The sequence below is a fragment of the Geodermatophilus sp. SYSU D01045 genome (genome assembly GCF_054050295.1).
In genome coordinates this window covers 61,529-80,808 of record NZ_JBJGZB010000007.1, presented here as the reverse complement: position 1 = coordinate 80,808, position 19,280 = coordinate 61,529, and the positions used below count along the sequence as shown (strand labels likewise).

At 75.1% G+C, this 19,280-nt stretch carries 17 protein-coding genes; 16 read left to right on the top strand and 1 reads right to left on the bottom strand.

All coding sequences use genetic code 11. From position 1 onward, the window contains the following. Positions 1-10: 10 nt before the first annotated feature. The 9 genes from ngg (at position 11) to ACI798_RS07745 (ending at position 11,505) form a co-directional block, all read left to right on the top strand. Positions 11-1,768: an N-acetylglutaminylglutamine synthetase gene (gene ngg, locus ACI798_RS07785; protein WP_456942007.1), complete on the top strand. Its 1,758-nt coding sequence runs from the start codon at positions 11-13 to the stop codon at positions 1,766-1,768. Next, positions 1,765-2,148 (top strand): fluoride efflux transporter CrcB, encoded by a 384-nt coding sequence (gene crcB / locus ACI798_RS07780; RefSeq protein WP_456942008.1) that lies wholly within the window; start codon positions 1,765-1,767, stop codon positions 2,146-2,148. The genes ngg and crcB overlap by 4 nt, the downstream gene beginning before the upstream one ends. Further along, entirely contained in the window at positions 2,145-2,495 is a 351-nt protein-coding gene (locus ACI798_RS07775; protein WP_457047626.1) for a fluoride efflux transporter FluC, read from the top strand. Before crcB ends, ACI798_RS07775 begins: the two co-directional genes overlap by 4 nt. A 74-nt stretch (positions 2,496-2,569) precedes the next feature. After that, positions 2,570-3,961, top strand: a complete 1,392-nt coding sequence (locus tag ACI798_RS07770) for an alpha,alpha-trehalose-phosphate synthase (UDP-forming) (protein WP_456942010.1) — start codon at positions 2,570-2,572, stop codon at positions 3,959-3,961. Next, entirely contained in the window at positions 3,958-4,698 is a 741-nt protein-coding gene (gene otsB, locus ACI798_RS07765) for a trehalose-phosphatase (protein ID WP_457047625.1), read from the top strand. The genes ACI798_RS07770 and otsB overlap by 4 nt, the downstream gene beginning before the upstream one ends. 307 nt (positions 4,699-5,005) lie before the next feature. Further along, positions 5,006-6,598 (top strand): methyl-accepting chemotaxis protein, encoded by a 1,593-nt coding sequence (locus tag ACI798_RS07760; protein WP_457047624.1) that lies wholly within the window; start codon positions 5,006-5,008, stop codon positions 6,596-6,598. 401 nt (positions 6,599-6,999) lie between these two features. Beyond that, positions 7,000-8,601: a methyl-accepting chemotaxis protein gene (locus tag ACI798_RS07755; protein WP_457047623.1), complete on the top strand. Its 1,602-nt coding sequence runs from the start codon at positions 7,000-7,002 to the stop codon at positions 8,599-8,601. 149 nt (positions 8,602-8,750) lie between these two features. Further along, positions 8,751-11,051, top strand: a complete 2,301-nt coding sequence (locus ACI798_RS07750) for a chemotaxis protein CheA (RefSeq protein ID WP_457047622.1) — start codon at positions 8,751-8,753, stop codon at positions 11,049-11,051. A gap of 1 nt (position 11,052) precedes the next feature. After that, positions 11,053-11,505, top strand: a complete 453-nt coding sequence (locus tag ACI798_RS07745) for a chemotaxis protein CheW (RefSeq protein ID WP_456942015.1) — start codon at positions 11,053-11,055, stop codon at positions 11,503-11,505. A gap of 15 nt (positions 11,506-11,520) precedes the next feature. On the opposite strand, the gene ACI798_RS07740 is transcribed toward ACI798_RS07745, so the two are convergent. Further along, a complete protein-coding gene (locus ACI798_RS07740) occupies positions 11,521-13,848 on the bottom strand; it encodes a SpoIIE family protein phosphatase (protein WP_457047621.1) in 2,328 nt (775 codons plus the stop codon). 256 nt (positions 13,849-14,104) lie between these two features. Here ACI798_RS07740 and ACI798_RS07735 point away from each other — a divergent pair, with 256 nt between their 5' ends. The 7 genes from ACI798_RS07735 (at position 14,105) to ACI798_RS07705 (ending at position 19,197) form a co-directional block, all read left to right on the top strand. Continuing rightward, positions 14,105-14,998 (top strand): hypothetical protein, encoded by an 894-nt coding sequence (locus tag ACI798_RS07735; RefSeq protein WP_457047620.1) that lies wholly within the window; start codon positions 14,105-14,107, stop codon positions 14,996-14,998. 427 nt (positions 14,999-15,425) lie between these two features. Further along, complete coding sequence (locus ACI798_RS07730; RefSeq protein WP_457047619.1) at positions 15,426-16,547, top strand: protein-glutamate methylesterase/protein-glutamine glutaminase; 1,122 nt, start codon at positions 15,426-15,428, stop codon at positions 16,545-16,547. After that, positions 16,544-17,368 (top strand): CheR family methyltransferase, encoded by an 825-nt coding sequence (locus ACI798_RS07725; RefSeq protein WP_456942019.1) that lies wholly within the window; start codon positions 16,544-16,546, stop codon positions 17,366-17,368. Before ACI798_RS07730 ends, ACI798_RS07725 begins: the two co-directional genes overlap by 4 nt. A 2-nt stretch (positions 17,369-17,370) precedes the next feature. Beyond that, positions 17,371-17,754 (top strand): response regulator, encoded by a 384-nt coding sequence (locus ACI798_RS07720; RefSeq protein WP_457047618.1) that lies wholly within the window; start codon positions 17,371-17,373, stop codon positions 17,752-17,754. A 74-nt stretch (positions 17,755-17,828) separates the two neighbouring features. Next, positions 17,829-18,347: a chemotaxis protein CheX gene (locus ACI798_RS07715; RefSeq protein WP_456942021.1), complete on the top strand. Its 519-nt coding sequence runs from the start codon at positions 17,829-17,831 to the stop codon at positions 18,345-18,347. Next, entirely contained in the window at positions 18,344-18,706 is a 363-nt protein-coding gene (locus tag ACI798_RS07710) for a response regulator (protein ID WP_456942022.1), read from the top strand. Before ACI798_RS07715 ends, ACI798_RS07710 begins: the two co-directional genes overlap by 4 nt. Continuing rightward, positions 18,703-19,197, top strand: coding sequence for a hypothetical protein (locus ACI798_RS07705; RefSeq protein ID WP_456942023.1), 495 nt, complete (start codon positions 18,703-18,705; stop codon positions 19,195-19,197). Before ACI798_RS07710 ends, ACI798_RS07705 begins: the two co-directional genes overlap by 4 nt. The last annotated feature ends 83 nt before the right edge of the window (positions 19,198-19,280 follow it).

Here is a 19,280-nt window from a genome sequence, read left to right as displayed (position 1 = left end):
GAGGCGCACCGTGGCACCCCGGCTCGCCGGGCACCGCCGCCGCTCCGCGGTGGCCGGCCCCCCCGACCTCACCGGACGCAACTGGACGAGGCCCTCCGAGCACCAGCTCGAGGGCATGGCCACCGACGTCGTGCTGGACCTGGCGTGGGGGCGCCTGGTCTTCGGCCAGACCTTCACCGAGATGCGCGACATCCTCGCCGCGCTGCGCGCCGAGGAGAGCGGGCAGCGCGACATCTGCATCTACGCGCGCGACCCGCACGTCCTCGTCGGCCTCGCGCCCGACGAGCTGTTCATCGACCCCAGCTACACCTACCGGCTGGACCTCTACCGCTACCGGCCCCGGCCCGAGCTCATCCGCGGCGTCTTCGTCCGCACCGTGACCTCGCTGGAGGACATGGTGGCGATCAACGAGATCTACGCCCGCAACGGCATGGTCACCGGCGACCCGGAGACCATGTGGGCCAACCACCGGACCCGCGCCTTCACCTACCTCGTCGCCGAGGACACCCGGACCCACCGGGTCGTCGGCACGGTCACCGGCGTCGACCACGTGCTGGCCTTCGGCGACCCGGAGGGCGGCACCAGCCTGTGGTGCCTCGCCGTCGACGGGCAGAGCGCGCCGCCCGGCACCGGCGAGGCGCTGGTGCGGGTGCTGGCCGAGCGGTACGTCGGCCGCGGCCGCTCCTACGTCGACCTCTCGGTCATGCACGACAACAAGGGCGCGATCGCGCTCTACCGCAAGCTCGGCTTCGTCCGCGCGCCCGCGGTGTGCGTCAAGCGGAAGAACCCGATCAACACGCCGCTGTTCGCCGCCCGCCCACCGGGGCTGGTGGAGCTGAACCCCTACGCGCGGATCATCGCCGACGAGGCGCTGCGGCGCGGGATCCGCGTGCAGGTGACCGACGCCGAGTTCGGCGAGATGCAGCTGTCCCTCGGCGGCCGCCGGGTGCTGACCCGCGAGTCGCTGTCGGAGTTCACCACCGCCGTCGCGATGAGCCGCTGCGACGACAAGCGGGTCACCCGTCGCATCGTCGAGGCCGCCGGGGTGCGCGTGCCCCGCGGCGTGACCGTGCCCGGCGACGACCTCGGCCCCGCCCGCGAGCTGCTGGCCGACCGCGGGGAGCTGGTGGTCAAGCCCGCCCGCGGCGAGCAGGGCAAGGGCATCACCGTGGGCGTGACGAGCGAGGAGGAGCTCGGCCGGGCCGTCGACGCCGCGCGGCTGTTCTGCCCGGACGTGCTGGTCGAGGAGCTGGTCGACGGCGAGGACGTGCGCGTCGTCGTCATCGACCACGAGGTCGTCGCCGCGGCGGTGCGCAAGCCCGCGGAGGTCGTCGGCGACGGCCGCAGCACCGTGGCCCAGCTGGTGCGCGAGACCAGCCGGCGGCGGGAGCGGGCCACCGGCGGGGAGTCGCGGATCCCGCTCGACGACGTCACCACCGAGGTCGTCCGGGCGGCCGGGTACGCGATGGACGACGTCCTGGCCAACGGGCAGCGGCTACGCGTGCGGCGGACGGCGAACCTGCACACCGGCGGCACCATCGAGGACGTCACCGCCCGGCTGCACCCGGCGATCGCGCAGGCGGCGGTGCGGGCCAGCCGGGCGATCGGCATCCCGGTGACCGGCGTCGACTTCCTCGTGCCCGACGTCGAGGGCCCCGACGCGGTGTTCGTCGAGGCCAACGAACGCCCGGGACTGGCCAACCACGAGCCGCAGCCGACCGCGGCCCGCTTCGTCGACCTGCTGTTCCCCGAGACCCGCCGCCGGTGAGAGCGCCGGCGGCGTACTCCCTGGCGGCGGTCGGCGGGGCGCTGGGGGCGCTGGCGCGGTGGGGCGTCGCCGAGGCGCTCCCCTCCCCCGCCGCCGGGTGGCCCTGGGCGACGCTGCTGGTCAACCTCACCGGCTGCCTGCTGATGGGCGTCCTCCTCGGCCTGCTCACCACGGGGCCGGAGCCGCCGTGGGTGCGGCCCCTCCTCGCCGTCGGCGTGCTCGGCGGCTACACGACCTACTCCGCGTTCGCCGTCGAGGTCGCCCTGCTGACCGACGCCGGCCGGGTCCTGCTCGCCGCGGCCTACGTGCTCGCCTCGGTCCTCGGCGGGGTGCTCGCCACGGCCGCGGGCCTGGTCGCGGTGCGGCGGCGGACGCCGTGACGCCACTGCTGGTCGCGGCCGGCGCGCTGGCCGGCGCGCCGCTGCGGCTGCTGGCCGTGCGCCTCGCGGGGCGGGCGGGCCGGGACCCCGCGGTCGGCACGCTGGCGGTCAACGTCGCGGGCTCGGCCGTGCTCGGCGTGCTGCTGGGCCTCGGCCACGCGTCCGCGGCGGTGGTCGCGCTGGTCGGCACGGGCTTCTGCGGGACGCTGACCACCTTCTCCAGCTTCGGCGCTGACGTCGTCCGGCTGGTCGAGGAGCGCGCCGTCGGCCGGGCGGCCGGGTACCTCGCGGCCACGCTGGTGCTCGGCCTCGCGGCCGCGGCCGCCGGGTACCTGCTGGTGCGCTGACCGGCCCTGCGGGTGACGCGGCCGCGGCGTCTCAGTAGGGTCGACGGCGTATGGCCAGGACAGGCGCGGGAGACGTGGGGGCGGACAGTCCCGTCGTCGTGGTGGCCAACCGGCTGCCCGTCGACCAGGTGACCGACCCCGACGGGACGACGCGCTGGCAGCGCAGCCCCGGCGGCCTGGTGACCGCGCTCGAGCCCTTCGTCGCCGGCCGCGGCGGCGCGTGGGTGGGCTGGTCCGGCTCGGCCGGCGAGGCGCCCGAGCCCTTCGAGTCCGGCGGGATGTCGCTGATCCCCGTCGAGCTCTCGGAGGAGGAGGTCGACCGCTACTACGAGGGCATGTCCAACGCCTCGCTGTGGCCGCTGTACCACGACGTGGTCGAGAAGCCGGAGTACCACCGCACCTGGTGGGACACCTACGTGCAGGTCAACAAGCGCTTCGCCGAGCGGACCGCGGAGGTGGCCGCCGAGGACGCGATCGTCTGGGTGCACGACTACCAGCTGCAGCTGGTGCCCGCGATGCTGCGGCAGCGCCGGCCCGACCTCACGATCGGCTTCTTCCTGCACATCCCGTTCCCGCCCTACGAGCTGTTCACCCAGCTGCCGTGGCGGTCGGCGATCGTCGAGGGGCTGCTGGGCGCGGACCTGGTCGGCTTCCAGCGGCCGAGCGCCGCGGTCAACTTCGTCCAGCTGGCCCGCCGGCTGCACGAGCTGCCCACCCGCGGCGCGACGGTCGAGTACGACGGGCGCACGGTGACCGCACGGGCGTTCCCGATCTCCATCGACGTCGCCGCCTTCGACGAGCTGGCCTCCTCGCCGGAGGTGGTCAAGCGGGCCGCGGAGATCCGCGCGGAGCTCGGCGAGCCGGACAAGATCATCCTGGGTGTCGACCGGCTGGACTACACCAAGGGCATCAGCGTCCGGCTCAACGCCTTCCAGGAGCTGCTCGAGGACGGCGCGGTCGAGGCGCCCGGGACGGTCATGGTCCAGGTGGCGACGCCCAGCCGCGAGCGGGTCGAGCACTACGTGCACATGCGGGAGACCATCGAGCAGCAGGTCGGTCACATCAACGGCGTCTTCGGCTCCATCGGCGGCCCGGCGGTGCACTACTTCAACCAGTCGATGCCCCGCGAGGAGCTCGCCGCCCTCTACCGCGCCGCCGACGTCATGCTCGTGACGCCCTACCGCGACGGCATGAACCTGGTGGCCAAGGAGTACGTGGCCGCCCGCGGCGACCTCGGCGGCACGCTCGTCCTGTCCGAGTTCGCCGGCGCCGCCGCCGAGCTCAAGCAGGCGTTCCTGGTCAACCCGCACGACATCGCCGGCGTGAAGAACCAGCTGCTGCGCGCGCTGCGTATCGAGCCCGCCGAGGGCGCCCGCCGGATGCGCGCCATGCGCCGGTACCTGGCCAAGCACGACCTCGACCACTGGGCGTCGTCCTTCTTCGACGCCCTGCGCGCCCAGGCGTGAGCGTCCCGGACGGCACGGCGGCCGCGCTGGCGGCGGTCGCCGCCCGCCGTCCCCTGCTGGTCGCCTCCGACTACGACGGCGTGCTGGCCCCGCTGGTCGGCGACCCGAGCGCGGCGGTCCCCTCCCCCGGCACCGCCGAGGCCCTCGCCCGGATCGCCGCCGCCGACGGCGTGACCGTGGCGCTGGTCAGCGGCCGCGGGCTCGAGGACCTGCGCACGGTCAGCGGCCTCACCGGCCCCTACCGCTGGGTGGGCAGCCACGGCGCCGAGTACGACGGCCCGCTCACCGGCGAGCTGGCCGGCCGCCGGGACGCCCTCGCCGGGCAGCTCGCGCCGCTGGTGGCCGCCGTCCCCGGTGCGCGGCTGGAGGTCAAGCCCGCCAGCGTCGCCGTCCACGTCCGGCAGGTGACCGACCCGGCCGCGGCCACCGCGCTGCTCGCGTCCGCTGATGCGGTCGCGGATCCGTCACTGACGAAGAAGCCGGGCAAGGCGGTGCTCGAGCTCGTCCTCGTGGATGCCGACAAGGGCAGCGCCGTGCGCCGGCTGCGCACTGAGCTCGGCGCCGCCGCGGTCGTCTACCTCGGGGACGACCGCACCGACGAGGACGTCTTCCGCTCCCTCGGCCCGGACGACCTCGGGATCAAGGTCGGCGAGGGTGAGACGGCCGCGACCCGGCGCGTGGCCGACCCGGCCGCCGCCCTCGCCGTCCTCCGGCTGCTCGGCGACCTGCTCGCCTGACCCCCGCCGCGGCGCGTCGCGCCCCGGCCGGGGACGACCGCCGCCCGGCCGAGCGGTCACCGCCCGCGACGGGTCGACACGGCGCCCCTCCCCCGGCTCCGCCCTGCGCGGACGCCCGCGGGCGCGGCCGGTCACCGCCGGGCGCCGTCGACTCGGCGACGGCGCGGCGGGCGGTCACCGCCTCCTCCGCAACGATCCGTCCCGGGGTGTTTCCCGTTCCGGGGCGCGGGCAGCGGCCGCCGCCACCATTCCTGCTGCACGCCCGTCACACCCGTCGCAGCGTGCACAGGAAGCCCAGGAGGCTCTCGTGAACGCCGCACCCCGCCCGCGCGCCGGCTGGTTCGCCGACCGCCCGCTGTCCGTCAAGTTCGGCGCGCTGGTCGCCGTCGGCACGCTGTCGCTCGGGGGGCTGCTCGGCGCGACGGTGCTCGGCAACGCCGCCGTCCGCGACGCCGAGCACCGCTCGGCCGCGCTGCACGAGGCGCGGCAGCTGGTGCTCCAGCTCGACACCCGGGCCAGCGAGCTCAAGGTGGACGGGTTCAAGGCGATCGTCCGCGAGGACCCGGCCGAGCAGCTGGCCGAGCTCGCCGACGATGTCGCCACCCCGCGGGAGCTGCTCGCCGAGCTCGGCGGGATCGAGCTGACCGGCGACAGCGCCACCGCGGTCGCCGCGCTGGAGGACACCTACGGCGAGTACACCGACGCGATCACCGCCTTCGTGGACGGCGCCGTGGCCGACCAGGCCGGCGCGCGCGTGCGGTGGGAGGACATCCAGGCCGCCAACGACCTCACCGACGCCGCCGTCGGCACCGCGAAGGACACGCTGGAGACCGAGGCGGGAGCCGCCCAGGAGGAACTGCAGGACACCGTCACCCGCTTCGAGACGGTCTCGTTCGTCGTCGCCGGGCTGGGCTTCCTGCTGCTGGTCCTGCTCAGCTGGCTGACCGCCCGCTCGGTGATCCGGCCGGTGCGCACGGTGCAGGCCTCCCTCGAGGCGCTGGCGGAGGGCGACCTGACCCGCACCACCGGCATCCGGTCCCGCGACGAGGTCGGCCGGATGGCCGACGCGCTCGACCGCGCCCAGGAGAACCTGCGCGAGGTGCTCGACGCCGTCGCCGCCTCGGCGGACGCGGTCGCGGCTTCCAGCGAGCAGCTGTCGGCGTCCTCGGCGCAGATCTCGGCCTCGGCGGAGGAGACCTCGGCCCAGTCCGGCGTGGTCGCGGCGGCCGCGGAGGAGGTGTCGCGGTCGGTGCAGACGGTCGCCGCGGGCGCGGAGCAGATGGGGGCGTCGATCCGGGAGATCGCCACCAACGCCGCCGAGGCCAGCGCCGTCGCAGCCCGGGCGGTGACGGCCGCGGAGACGACGACGGCGACGGTGGCGAAGCTGGGCGACTCCTCGGCCGAGATCGGCAACGTGGTCAAGGTGATCACCTCGATCGCGGAGCAGACCAACCTGCTGGCGCTCAATGCCACGATCGAGGCCGCCCGGGCCGGCGAGGCGGGCAAGGGCTTCGCGGTGGTGGCCAACGAGGTCAAGGAGCTGGCCCAGGAGACGGCCAAGGCGACCGAGGACATCGCCCGCCGGGTGCAGGCCATCCAGGGCGACACCACCGCCGCGGTGGCGGCCATCGGCGAGATCAGCCAGATCGTCGCGCAGATCTCCGACCGGCAGACCACCATCGCCTCCGCGGTGGAGGAGCAGACCGCCACCACCAACGAGATGAGCCGGTCGGTGTCCGAGGCCGCGCAGGGCTCCGGTCAGATCGCGGACAACATCTCCGGGGTGTCGACCGCGGCCGACTCCACCACCCAGGCGCTGACCCAGACCCGCACCGCCGTCGACGAGCTGTCCCGGATGGCCACCGAGCTCCGGACGAGCGTCGGCCGCTTCACGCACTGACCTGGGTGATCCGGCCGCCGGGAATGGTCGTCCGTCCCGGTGGCCGGTGATCACGGTCCTCCCCGGGAGCCATTTCCGCGACAATGGCTCCGGGCGCGCTCGTCCACCCCCGCCCCGAGCGGCAGAAATGGCCATTCCTGCCGCTCCGAGGGCCGGCCACCTCGGCGGATGCCCTTGTCGACATGGGCATATGCGCCGGTCGGCGGGTGCGCGCTGCTTGTCGACTTGGTGCCGGGAATGGTCCCGGCGTTGCCTCTGGCCACGCATTACGGCCGTGCTCGGATCGTTACCGACACGCCATTTCCGGACGACCCCAGTTCCTTTTCCGATCCGTCACTCTCCTACCCCGAGAGCGCCCGCTTCACCACCCCGGCCACCCCGAGAAACCAGGAGCAGTCCCCATGAGCACGCAACGCGCCGGCCGCACCGGCGGCTGGTTCGCCGACCGCCCCGTCGGCGTCAAGATCGGCGCCGCCGTCGCCGTCCTCGCGCTGGTCGCCGTCGCGATGACCGTCCTCGCCGTCAACCGGCTGTCGGCGGTCCAGGACGCGGCCGCCCGGATCAACGACAACGTCGTCCGGCTGTCCGACCTGGCGAACATCCAGCGCTCCTGGCAGGGCGACCGGTCGCGGTACAACACGTACCCCATCGCGGACGCGCAGCAGCGCGCCGCCCTGCGGGCCGACCTGACCGAGCGCCGCGAGACCATCGACGGCCAGCTCGACGCCTACGCCGAGGTGACGGTCAACAAGGAGGCCTTCGAGGAGTTCCGCGGCACCGTCGAGGACTACTACACGATCGCCGACACCCAGCTGCTGCCCGCGGCCGACGCCGGGAACCTCGCCGCGGCGGCCGCCGTCATCACCGGCCCGCTGCAGGACCGCTCCGACGTCCTCATGGACCAGTACAACGCCATGCAGGAGCGCCGGGTCGGCGCCGGCCAGGCCGACACCGACGACGCCGTGGGCATCGTCTCCTCGGCCACCACCACCCTCTGGGTCTCCCTGGCCCTGGGCACGCTGGTCGCCGGCGGGCTGACCGTGCTCGTCGTCCGGCGGCTCGTGGGCACCGTCCGCTCGGTGCAGCACTCGGTCGAGGCCCTGGCCGCCGGCGACCTCACCGTCACCCCCGAGGTGCGCGGTCGGGACGAGCTCGGCCGGATGGCCGCCGCCCTCGGCGAGGCCCAGGAGAGCCTGCGCTCGGTGATGGCCTCCGTGGCCGCCTCGGCCGACGCCGTGGCCGCCTCCAGCGAGGAGCTGTCGGCGTCCTCGGCGCAGATCTCGGCCTCGGCGGAGGAGACCTCGGCCCAGTCCGGCGTGGTCGCCGGCGCGGCCGAGGAGGTCAGCCGGAACGTGCAGACCGTCGCGGCCGGCGCGGAGCAGATGGGCGCCTCGATCCGGGAGATCGCCACCAACGCCGCCGAGGCCAGCGCCGTCGCAGCCCGGGCGGTGACGGCCGCGGAGACGACGACGGCGACGGTGGCGAAGCTGGGCGACTCCTCGGCCGAGATCGGCAACGTGGTCAAGGTGATCACCTCGATCGCGGAGCAGACCAACCTGCTGGCGCTCAATGCCACGATCGAGGCCGCCCGGGCCGGCGAGGCGGGCAAGGGCTTCGCGGTGGTGGCCAACGAGGTCAAGGAGCTGGCCCAGGAGACGGCCAAGGCGACCGAGGACATCGCCCGCCGGGTGCAGGCCATCCAGGGCGACACCACCGCCGCGGTGGCGGCCATCGGCGAGATCAGCCAGATCGTCGCGCAGATCTCCGACCGGCAGACCACCATCGCCTCCGCGGTGGAGGAGCAGACCGCCACCACCAACGAGATGAGCCGGTCGGTGTCCGAGGCCGCGCAGGGCTCCGGTCAGATCGCCGACAACATCTCCGGGGTGTCGACCGCGGCCGACTCCACCACCCAGGCGCTGACCCAGACCCGCACCGCCGTCGACGAGCTGTCCCGGATGGCCACCGACCTGCGCACCAGCGTCGCCCGCTTCACCTACTGAACCGCACTCCCGCGGCCGGCCCCTGGGGCCGGCCGCGGGAGGCGCCCGAGCACCCCGCGGCCGCCCGGGGCTCACCTTGAGTCCGACGGCGGGCCGCCGAAGACCATCCGGGGACGGATCCGTTCCCGTACGCGAGAGAGAAGGCAACGGTGGACGGTCTGGACGACATCGTCGAGGAGTTCCTCGTCGAGAGCCACGAGAACCTCGACCAGCTCGACACGGACCTGGTCGCCCTCGAGCAGGAGCCCGACTCGCGCGAGCGGCTCTCGAGCATCTTCCGCACCATCCACACGATCAAGGGCACCAGCGGCTTCCTCGCCTTCGGCCGGCTCGAGGAGGTCACCCACGTCGGGGAGAACATGCTCTCCCGGCTGCGGGACGGCGTCCTCGCCCTGACTCCCGAGCGCACCAGCGTGCTGCTGCGGATGGTCGACACCGTGCGCTCGCTGCTCGCCTCCATCGAGGCCACCGGCGGCGAGGGCGGCGTGGACGTCTCCGCCGTCGTCGCCGAGATCAGCGCCGCCATGGAGGACTCCCCCGCGTCTGCCGAGGCGCCGGCCGAGGTCGCCGCCGAGGTCGTCGCGGCCGCCGAGGCCGTGGTCGAGGCCGCCGCCGGGACGGCGCCCGAGCCCGAGCCCGCTCCCCTGCTCGACGAGGTGCACGACGAGCACCCCGATGAGGCGCACGACGACCACGCCGACGGCGGCCTGCCGGCCGGCGCCGCCCGCCCCGAGGGTCAGGCCGCGCAGCAGCGCCGCGCCGTCGCCGACTCGACCATCCGCGTCGACGTCGACCTGCTCGACTCCCTGATGCTGCTGGTCGGCGAGCTGGTGCTGACCCGCAACCAGATCGTCCAGTACGTGGGCCGCTCCACCGACACCGACCTGGTGCGCGCCTCGCAGCGGCTCAACCTCATCGCCAGCGAGCTGCAGGAGGGCGTCATGAAGACGCGCATGCAGCCGATCGACCACATCTGGTCCAAGCTGCCGCGCGTCGTCCGTGACCTCGGCATCCAGTGCGGCAAGAACGTCCGCCTGGAGATGGAGGGCCGGGACACCGAGCTGGACAAGACGCTGCTCGAGGCGGTCAAGGACCCGCTGACCCACCTGGTCCGCAACTCCGTCGACCACGGCATCGAGGCCCCCGACCGCCGCCGTGCCGCGGGCAAGCCCGCCGAGGGCGTGCTCACCCTGCGCGCGAGGCACGAGAGCGGGCAGGTCGTCGTCGAGGTCGCCGACGACGGCGCCGGCATCGACCCGGGCAGGATCGGCGCCAAGGCGCTCGAGCGGGGGCTGGTCTCCGCCGACCAGCTCAACCGGATGGGCCCGCAGGACGTCCTGCAGCTGATCTTCCTGCCCGGGTTCTCCACGGCGGCCGCGGTCACCAACGTCTCCGGCCGCGGCGTCGGCATGGACGTCGTCAAGACCAACATCGAGGCCATCGGCGGCACGATCGAGGTCGAGTCCGAGCCCGGCCGCGGCACCGTCTGCCGGCTGCGCATCCCGCTGACCCTGGCGATCGTCCCCGCGCTCACCGTCGAGTGCGCCGGCGACCGCTACGCCATCCCGCAGATCAGCCTGCAGGAGCTGGTCAGCCTCGACGCCGAGAAGGCCGCCAACGCCGTCGAGGAGGTCGGCGGCGCGCCGGTCTACCGGCTGCGCGGCGAGCTGCTCCCCCTCGTGCGGCTCACCGACGTCCTCGGCCTGGCCTCCGACCGCCACGACGGCCACGTCGTCATCGCGGTGCTGCGGTCGGAGGGCCGGCGCTTCGGCCTCGTCGTCGACCGGGTGATCAACACCGAGGAGATCGTCGTCAAGGCCGTCGGCGGCCAGCTCAAGGCGATCGGCCTCTACTCCGGCGCGACCGTCCTCGGCGACGGCGCCGTGGCGCTCATCCTCGACGTCCAGGCCCTGGCCCGCCGCGCGCTGCGCACCGAGAGCGGCGAGCGGCAGGAGGCCCGCGAGGCCGCCGCGGCCGGCACCGGTGGCGGCGAGACCGAGCGCCAGCGGATGCTGCTGGCCGCGATCGGCGAGGGCCGCCGCGTGGCGATCCCGCTGGACACCGTCACCCGCCTGGAGCAGGTGCGGGCCGAGGCCGTCGAGCGGGTCGGCAACCGGGAGGTCGTGCAGTACCGCGGCGCGATCCTGCCGATCGTCCGGCTCGACCGGCACCTGGGCGCCTACGGCACCGCCGAGCGCGAGGTGCTCGAGGTCATCGTCTACAGCGACCACGGCCGCAGCGTCGCGATCGTCGTCGAGGAGATCCTCGACATCGTCGACGGCGGAGCGGCCGTCCGCAGCGACATCGACGACCTGGGCCTGCTCGGCTCCGCCGTCCTCGGCGACAAGGTGACCGAGCTGCTCGACGTCCGCGCCGCCATCCTCGCGGCCGACCCGGCCTTCTACACGACCACCGACCACTCCCCTGCGTCCGCTCTGCTGGAGGTCTGACGTGACGACCGCGACCGAGACCACCACCCGCGCCACCAGCGGGCAGCTGGCCACCTTCCGGCTCGACGGCGACCTGTACGGCGTCGAGGTCGAGCACGTGCAGGAGGTGCTGCGCAGCCAGAAGCTGACCCGGGTGCCGCTGGCGCCGCCGGCCGTCGCCGGGCTGATCAACCTGCGCGGTCAGGTGGTCACCGCCATCGAGCTGCGCGAGCGGCTGGGCCGCCCGCCGCGGCCGGCCGGCACCGACGCCGTCGTCATCGTGGTGCGGCTGCACGGCGAGGCGGTGAGCCTGCTGGTCGACTCGATCGCCGACGTCGTCGACGTCGACGCCGCCGACTTCGAGGCCCCGCCGGACACCCTCGACGGGCAGGCCCGCGAGCTCATCCGCGGCGCCTACAAGCTCGACGGGAAGCTCCTGCTCGCTCTCGACGTGCAGAAGGCCGTCGGCGCCTGACCCCTTCGCGCCCCGTCACCGGGGGCGCAGGCGGGCGACGAGCAGGGCGGCGTCGTCGTCGGCCGGGCCGGCGCGGAACCGGTCGGTGGCGGCCAGGACGAGGTCGGCGAGGTCGTCGGCGGTGCGCGGAGGGACGGCGGCCGGCCGCGGGCCGGGCGGCCCGGCGAGGGCCGCGACGAGCCGTTCCTCGCCGAACAGGCCGTCGCGTCCCCGGGTCTCGGTGATGCCGTCGGTGTACATCACGAGGGCGTCGCCGGGCCCGAGGACGAGCTCCCGGGTCTCCACGATCACCTCGGGGAGGACGCCGAGGAGCTGCCCCGCCGGGGCCAGCAGCGTGGCGCTCCCGTCGGCCCGCACCAGCACCGGGGGCTCGTGGCCGGCGCGGGCGAGCTGCACGGCTGCGGTGCCGTCGGGGTGCGGGGTGATCCGGGCGCAGGCGGCGGTGAGGAACCGGTCCGGGGCGGTCTCCGCGAGCAGGGCCTCGTTGAGCCGCACCAGCGCGGCCGCCGGGGGCAGGTCCCGCGCGATGGCCCGCAGGGTGTGCCGGGCCAGCCCGGTGGTGCTCGCGGCGTCGATCCCGCGCCCGCAGACGTCGCCGATCGCGAGCACGAACGCGCCGCCGTCGAGCGGGACGACGTCGTAGAAGTCGCCGCCGACCTCGACCGACTCATCCGCCGTGGCGTAGCGGGTGGCCAGCTCCACGCCGGGGACCTCGGGCAGGCGGGCCGGCAGGAGGCCGTCCTGCAGGCGGCGGGCGATCCGGGTCTGCCGGCCGTAGAGGTGGGCGTTGTCCAGCGCGACCGCCACGCGTGAGGCGAGGTCGCCGACGAGCTCCTGCTGGTCGGTGAGCGGCCTGCCGCCGGCGGAGGCGCCGACCAGCGACAGCACGCCGGTGCTCCGGCCGCGGACCACCAACGGGGTGAGCAGGCCCGGGCCGGGGCCGAGGAGCCGGGCGAACCGGGCCACCTCGGGCGGGCCGCCGTCCTCGGTCAGGTAGGGCAGCGCGTCCTCCACCACGAGGGGCCGCTGGGTGCGGAAGACCCGCGCGGCCGCGCTGTGTCCGTCGACGCGCAGCGGCCGCGCCGCCAGCAGCTCCTGCGCGGCCGCGTGGACCCGGGGGTCGGCGTGCACCGAACAGCGGGGCACCAGCTGTCCCGGCCGGCCGGCGAGCAGCACGACCAGCCAGTCGGCGTGGTCGGGCACCAGCAGGGCGGCCAGCTCGTCGAGCACGGCCGACTCGTCGAGGGAGCGGCTGAGCGCGTAGCCGGCCCGGGCCAGCAGGTCCAGCCGCTGCTGCGCCGCCTCGGCGCGCCGCCGGGCGTCCTGCTCGGCCCGGTAGAGGCGGGCGCGGTCCATCGCGGTGGCGCACTGGTCGGCCAGCGCGGTGAGCAGCTCCACGTCCTCGTCGGCGAAGGTGCGGGGGTCGTCCCAGCCGAACGCCACGATCCCGGCCGGCCGGCCGTGACTGCACAGCGCCAGGTTGGCCCAGGCCTGCTGTCGCACCCCCGAGCCCGCCATGTCGGGGTACCGCCGGTCGCGCTCGGCGGTGCTGGCCACCAGCACCGGGCCGTCCCCCCGGAGGACGTCGCGCACCAGCGGCGGGAGGGGGGCCGGGATCACCTGGCCCGGTCGGGCCACCTCGGGCGGCAGGCCGCTCACGGCGAGGACGGACAGCCCGGTGCCCGGCTCGTACTCGTTGAGGGTGGCGGCGCTGGCCCCCAGGATCCCGGGCGCGAGGTCCACCATCGTGGCGGCCACGTCGCGCACCGTGGTCGCGCGCGCCAGGGCCGACGTCAGCCGGTGCAGCCGCTCCTGCCGTTGCAGCGCGTGCCGCACCCGGGCCGCCGCCGTCCGTTCTGCCTCCAGCAGCCGGCGGCGCTCCTCCTGCCCCTCGTGCCGGCCGGTCTCGTCGGTCACGACCAGGCCCAGACCCTCGGGCGGCCCCGCCCCCGGTGTCGCCCGCACCGGGTAGTAGCTGACCCGCCAGTGGCGGCGGCGACCGGGCTGGCCCGGGGTCGGTCCGCTGTCCAGTTCCAGGTCGGTGATCGGCTCCCCGGTGGACAGCACCCGGCGCAGCAGGGGCTCGACCTCCGGGGCCACGTCGGGGAGCACCTCGGCCACCGACCGGCCCAGGTGCTCGGCCACCGGCACGCCGTTGACGGCGGCCAGCGTCTGGTTGATCCGCACGTAGCGCAGCTCGGTGTCGAGCACCGCGTAGCCGACCGGGGCACCGGCGAGCAGCATGCCCACGGCGGCCTCGACGAGGTCCGAGCCGCCGGCGTCCGCCGAGCCGGCCCGCCCGTCCGGTCGCCGTCCTCCTGGAGTGGGGGCATCGGCCTGCATGGCGGGGCCAGTATGGGCACGGTGCCCGTCCCCGGGTAGGGCTCGCGCCGTCCCGGGACCCCGGGCCTCCGGCGGGTGCGCGCAGGCGGCGGGCGGTCACCCGGCGTGATCGTCACGTCGCTCGACAGCCCCCGACACGCGGCCGTTCCCCCGTGCCCCTCCGGCGATCGGGTGACGGCCGCGTGGCGTCACGGGGTGATCACCGCGAGCATGGGCGGACCGCCTGCTCCACGGCGGTGCCGTCGGAGGGGGAGACGTGCCGTACTCGCTGGTCAGTGCCGCGACGCTCGGGTTCGACCTGGTGCGGCTGCCCGCCGGCCGCGCCGTCGCCGGCGTGCTGCTCACCGGGCTCACCGCCGGCCCCGCCGAGCTCACCGCGCTGGCCGCCGGCGCCCGCTCCCGTGGCGCCGACCACGACCAGCGCACCGTCCTCGCCGTGCGCGCCCGCCGCGCCCGCGAGCTCGCCGCCGCGGTGCCCCAGCTGCGGACGGTGTCGCCGGAGCCGGGGGAGGACCGCGCCGCCGTCCTGGTCGCCCAGCTCGAGCGCGGCACCATCGGCAACGCCGCGGCGCTGGAGCGGCTGCTGCGCGAGGACGTCCTCGGCCCCGAGCACGGCGCCTTCGCCCAGGCCGACGACGACGTCCGCGAGCAGGCCGCCGAGGTCCTCGCCGACGCCGCGGTGGGGGAGTGGGCCGCCGACGTGCTGCCGCGCCTGGTGCGCCGCGAGCTGGTGGCGCCCTTCGACGCCGTCGTCCCGGACGCCGCCACCCGTGGCGCCGACGCCGACCTCGGCCCCGCCACGCCCGAGCTGGACTCGCTGCTGGCCACGTTCGCCGGCCTGGACGCCCGCGGCCGTGAGCGCTGGCGGGCCGCCGTCGACGAGGGCCGCGCCACCCAGCGCCCGTGGGCGGCCGCCATGCACGAGGCCGCGTGGGCTGCGCACGTCTCCGGCCGCACCCGGACCCTCGCCGCCGCCCAGCTGCTCGCCGTCCGCGCGTTCGCCGACGGCGGCCTCGACGCCCACGACGGCGCCACGGGCTCGTGGAACGCCCTCGCCGGCGTCGTCCAGGCGCTCACGATGGGCGACCTGCTCGACTCGAGCGCCCTGGGCGTGCTGCTCGCGCCCTGGCACCGCGCCGCCGGCCGCTGACCTCACGCGGGCGCCCGCCCGCGTCCGCCACGGGTGCCTCCCCGTCGATCATCGGGTCGTTGCCGCCGACACGCGCGGGCGCGCCGGGACGAGCGGCAACGAGACGCATCCCGGGCCTCCGACGTGCACGCATCCGGTGATCGGCCCGCGTCACCGCAGGTCAGTGCGGTGCACCTCCGGGGGGTCACCGCGCGAGCGGGTCGACATGTACCCGCGGTCCCCGTGGTCACCGCATCCCCCGTAACGGTTGCGCCGGACCGGTCAACACCACGGGTGGGGCGGCCGACAACTCCTGGGACAGGCGATGCGGGTGGTGCGCCCGAGGACGTTCCGGAACAGCACCGGGACTGACCTTGAGGCCCCCCGCCGCGCTGCCGAGACCCCGACGACGGCCCCGCCGGCCGTCGCCGCCGGAGCAGGAGGACGTGTGGACCCGATCCGCGTGCTGGTGGTCGACGACTCGGTCGTCGTCCGCAAGATCGTGACCGACGTGCTGTCCTCCGACCCGGCCATCGAGGTCGTCGGCACGGCGGTCAACGGCAAGCTCGCGCTGGCCAAGCTCGACACGCTCAAGCCCGACCTGGTCACGATGGACATCGAGATGCCGGAGATGAACGGCATCGAGGCGGTCCGCGCCGTCCGCGCGCGCCGCAACCGCGTCCCGATCGTCATGTTCAGCACGCTCACCGAGCGCGGCGCCTCGGCGACCCTGGACGCCCTGTCCGCCGGCGCCAACGACTACGTGACCAAGCCGGCCAACGTCGGCAGCGTCGCGCAGTCGATGGAGAGCGTCCGCGAGCAGCTCATCCCGAAGATCAAGGCCCTCACCGGGCGCCCGGTCGGCCTCGGCGCGCCCCGCACCGCCGCCGCGCCGGTCGCCGCCCGCCCCCCGGCCCCGCGCAGCACGCCGCACAAGGCCCCCGCGGTGCTGGTCATCGGCTCCTCCACCGGCGGCCCCGAGGCGCTGGCCCGGGTCCTCCCCGCGCTGCCGGCCACCCTCCCGGTGCCGGTCCTGCTCGTGCAGCACATGCCGCCGGTCTTCACCCGCCAGTTCGCCCAGCGGCTGGACCGCCTCTCCGCGCTGCGCGTCGTCGAGGCCTCCGACGGCTCGCCGCTGCTGCCGGGCACCGTCCACCTGGCCCCCGGCGACCACCACCTCACCGTGCGCGGCACCGGCCGCGGCGCGACGACGGTGCTGTCGCAGGGCCCGCCGGAGAACTTCTGCCGCCCCGCCGTCGACCCGCTGTTCCGCTCGGCGGTGACCGCCTACGACGGCGCCGTCCTCGCCGTGGTGCTGACCGGCATGGGCTCCGACGGCCGCAGCGGGGCGAGCGCCGTCCGCGACGCCGGCGGCACCGTCGTCGTCCAGGACCAGGCCACCTCGGTCGTGTGGGGCATGCCCGGCGCCGTCGCCTCCGCCGGCCTCGCCGACGAGGTCCTCCCGCTCGACCGCGTCGCCGAGGCGATCACCCGCCACCTCGGCCGCGCCGCCCCCGGCATCCCGCCGCAGCCCGCCCCCCTGATCCACGCGACGGGAGCACCACGATGACCCTCACCGCGACCCGCTTCGACTGGGTGCGCCAGCTGGTGCACCGGGAGAGCGCGATCGTCCTCGCGCCGGGCAAGGAGTACCTCGTCGAGGCCCGGCTGCTGCCCCTGGCCCGCAAGATGGGCATGACCGACGTCGACGCGTTCGTCGACTCGGTCCGTAGCCGCCCGCGGCCGGACGACACCCGCTCGATCGTCGAGGCGCTGACCACCAACGAGACCTCGTGGTTCCGCGACGGCGACCCGTTCACCGCGCTCACCTCGACCGTGCTGCCCTCGTTGCTGTCCGCCCGCGGCCCCGCCGAGCGGCTGCAGATCTGGTCGGCGGCCTGCTCCAGCGGTCAGGAGCCCTACACGGTGGCGATGCTGCTCGAGGACGCGCTGCCCAACGCCTCGACGCGGGTCTCGATCACCGCCACGGACATCTCCCGCGAGATGGTCGAGCGCACCCGGGCGGGCCGGTTCAGCCAGCTCGAGGTCAACCGCGGCCTGCCCGCGCCGATGCTGGTCCGCCACTTCCAGCGGGCCGGCAGCGAGTGGGAGGTCGCCCCGGGCCTCCGCCGCATGGTCACCGCCCGCGAGTGCAACCTGGCCGCCCCGCTGCCGCGGATGGGCCCGTTCGACGTCGTCTACCTGCGCAACGTCCTCATCTACTTCGACCTGCCCACCAAGCAGGCGATCCTCCGCCGGGTGCGGGAGCTCATGCGCCCCGACGGCTGGCTGTTCCTCGGTGCCGCCGAGACCACCCTCGGCGTCGACGACTCCTGGAGCCGCGTCGTGCTCGGCCGCAGCTCCGCCTACCGCCCGCTGAAGGGGGCCTGACCGTGCGCGCTCTGGTGATCGACGACTCCCGCGCCATGCGGCGCATCGTGACCGGCATCCTCGAGGGGTTCGGCTACGAGACCCGGCAGGCCGGCCACGGCCAGGAGGCACTCGACGTCCTCCACGAGGGCTGGGTGCCCGACCTGTGCACGATCGACTGGAACATGCCGGTGATGGACGGCCTGCAGTTCGTCAACGCCGTCCGCGCCAACCCGGCCTGGCGCGCGGTGACGCTGGTGATGGTCACCTCCGAGAGCGAGCACGGCCAGATCGTGCGCGCCCTGGCCGCCGGCGCCCATGAGTACGTCATCAAGCCGTTCACCGCCGACGCCATCCGCGACAAGCTCGCGCTGCTCGGCCTCCTCCCGCAGGAGGTCCCGCTGTGACCGAGCTCGCGAGGTCACCAAGGAACACAGCACCCCTGGGCGCGAGCCCGACGAGCGCCAGCGAGGAGAGGCACGTGACCCGTCCGGACACCGGGCTGCGCCGCCGCGCGTCCGACCGACCGCCCGCCGTGGCCGACCTGGTCGACGAGGCCACGGTCCAGCAGATCACCGAGCAGGCGTGGCTCGCGCTCGTCGGCGAGGACGAGGTGCTCGTCCCGCTGCCGGCGCCGCTGCCCGCGGACACGCTGAGCGCCTGGGTCGAGGTCGTCGGGCCGTGGACCGGCGCCGTCGTGCTCACCTGCGGTCGCGGGACGGCGCTGGAGCTGACCCGGGCCCTGCTCCGCGAGCACGCCCCCGCGGTGCTCGAGGACGAGGACGTCGACGACGCGCTGGGCGAGCTCGCCAACGTCGTCGGCGGGAACGTCAAGGCCGTCCTCCCCGGCCCGTCGGTGCTCGGCCTGCCCGAGACCGGCACCACCCCGCCCGCCGGCCGCGAGGCCGACACCTGCCGCGTCGCCGTCCTGTGGCGCGGCGAGCCGCTGACCGTCTCCGTGCAGTCGCACGCCGAGGAAGAGAACGAGGTGCCCCTGTGAAGATCCTGGTCGCCGACGACAGCCGCGTCATGCGGCAGATCGTCATCCGCACCCTGCGGCAGGCCGGTTACGACGACCACGACATCGTCGAGGCCGAGGACGGCCGCGACGCCTACGACAAGGTGCGGAGCGAGAGCCCGGACCTGGTGCTGTCGGACTGGAACATGCCCAACATGACCGGCCTGGAGTGCCTGCAGGCGCTGCGCGGCTCGGGCTCCACCGTCCCGTTCGGCTTCGTCACCTCGGAGGGCTCGCCGGAGATGCGGGAGAAGGCCGCCGACGCCGGCGCGCTGTTCCTCATCGCCAAGCCGTTCACCGCGGACACCTTCACCGAGCACCTCGACGGGGTGCTCGCGTGACCGCGCCGCTGACCGTCGTCCTGCCCGACGCCAAGGCCGTCAAGGACATGCTGTCCGGCCTCGTCGGCAAGCCCGTCGCGGTGACGCCGGGCGCCCCGGTGACGCCGACCGAGAAGGACCCCGTCTCGGTGGCGGTCTACGTCAGCCCGACGATGGCCGTCAACGCGCTGTGCGTCATGGACCTGCCGCTGTCGGCCTGGACCGGCGGCGCGCTGGCGCTGCTGCCCCCCGGCGGCGTCCAGGACGTCGTCGAGGAGGACGGCGAGCTCACCGCGATGCTCACCGAGGCCCTGCACGAGGTCGTCAACGTCCTCTCGGCGCTGTTCAACGTGCCCGGTGCCCCGCACTCGAAGCTCTACCGGCTGTACGCGCCGGGCGACGACCTGCCGGGCGACGTCGCCGGCATGCTCGCCGCCTTCAACCGGCTCGACCTCGCCGTCGAGGTCCCCGGCTACGGCAAGGGCCGGCTGTCGCTGGTCGTCCCCTCCTGATCCACGGACGCTCCCGGCCGCAACCCGGCCGGCGAGCCCCGCACCGACCGCCCCGGGGCGGCGCAGGGACCACCGTCCCCGCC

Coding starts and splice junctions, on each gene's coding strand:
- ACI798_RS07740 (WP_457047621.1), bottom strand. CDS start 13,848: ATGCAGGCCGATGCCCCCACTCCAGGAGGACGGCGACCGGACGGGCGG.
- ACI798_RS07725 (WP_456942019.1), top strand. CDS start 16,544: ATGACCCTCACCGCGACCCGCTTCGACTGGGTGCGCCAGCTGGTGCAC.
- ACI798_RS07755 (WP_457047623.1), top strand. CDS start 7,000: ATGAGCACGCAACGCGCCGGCCGCACCGGCGGCTGGTTCGCCGACCGC.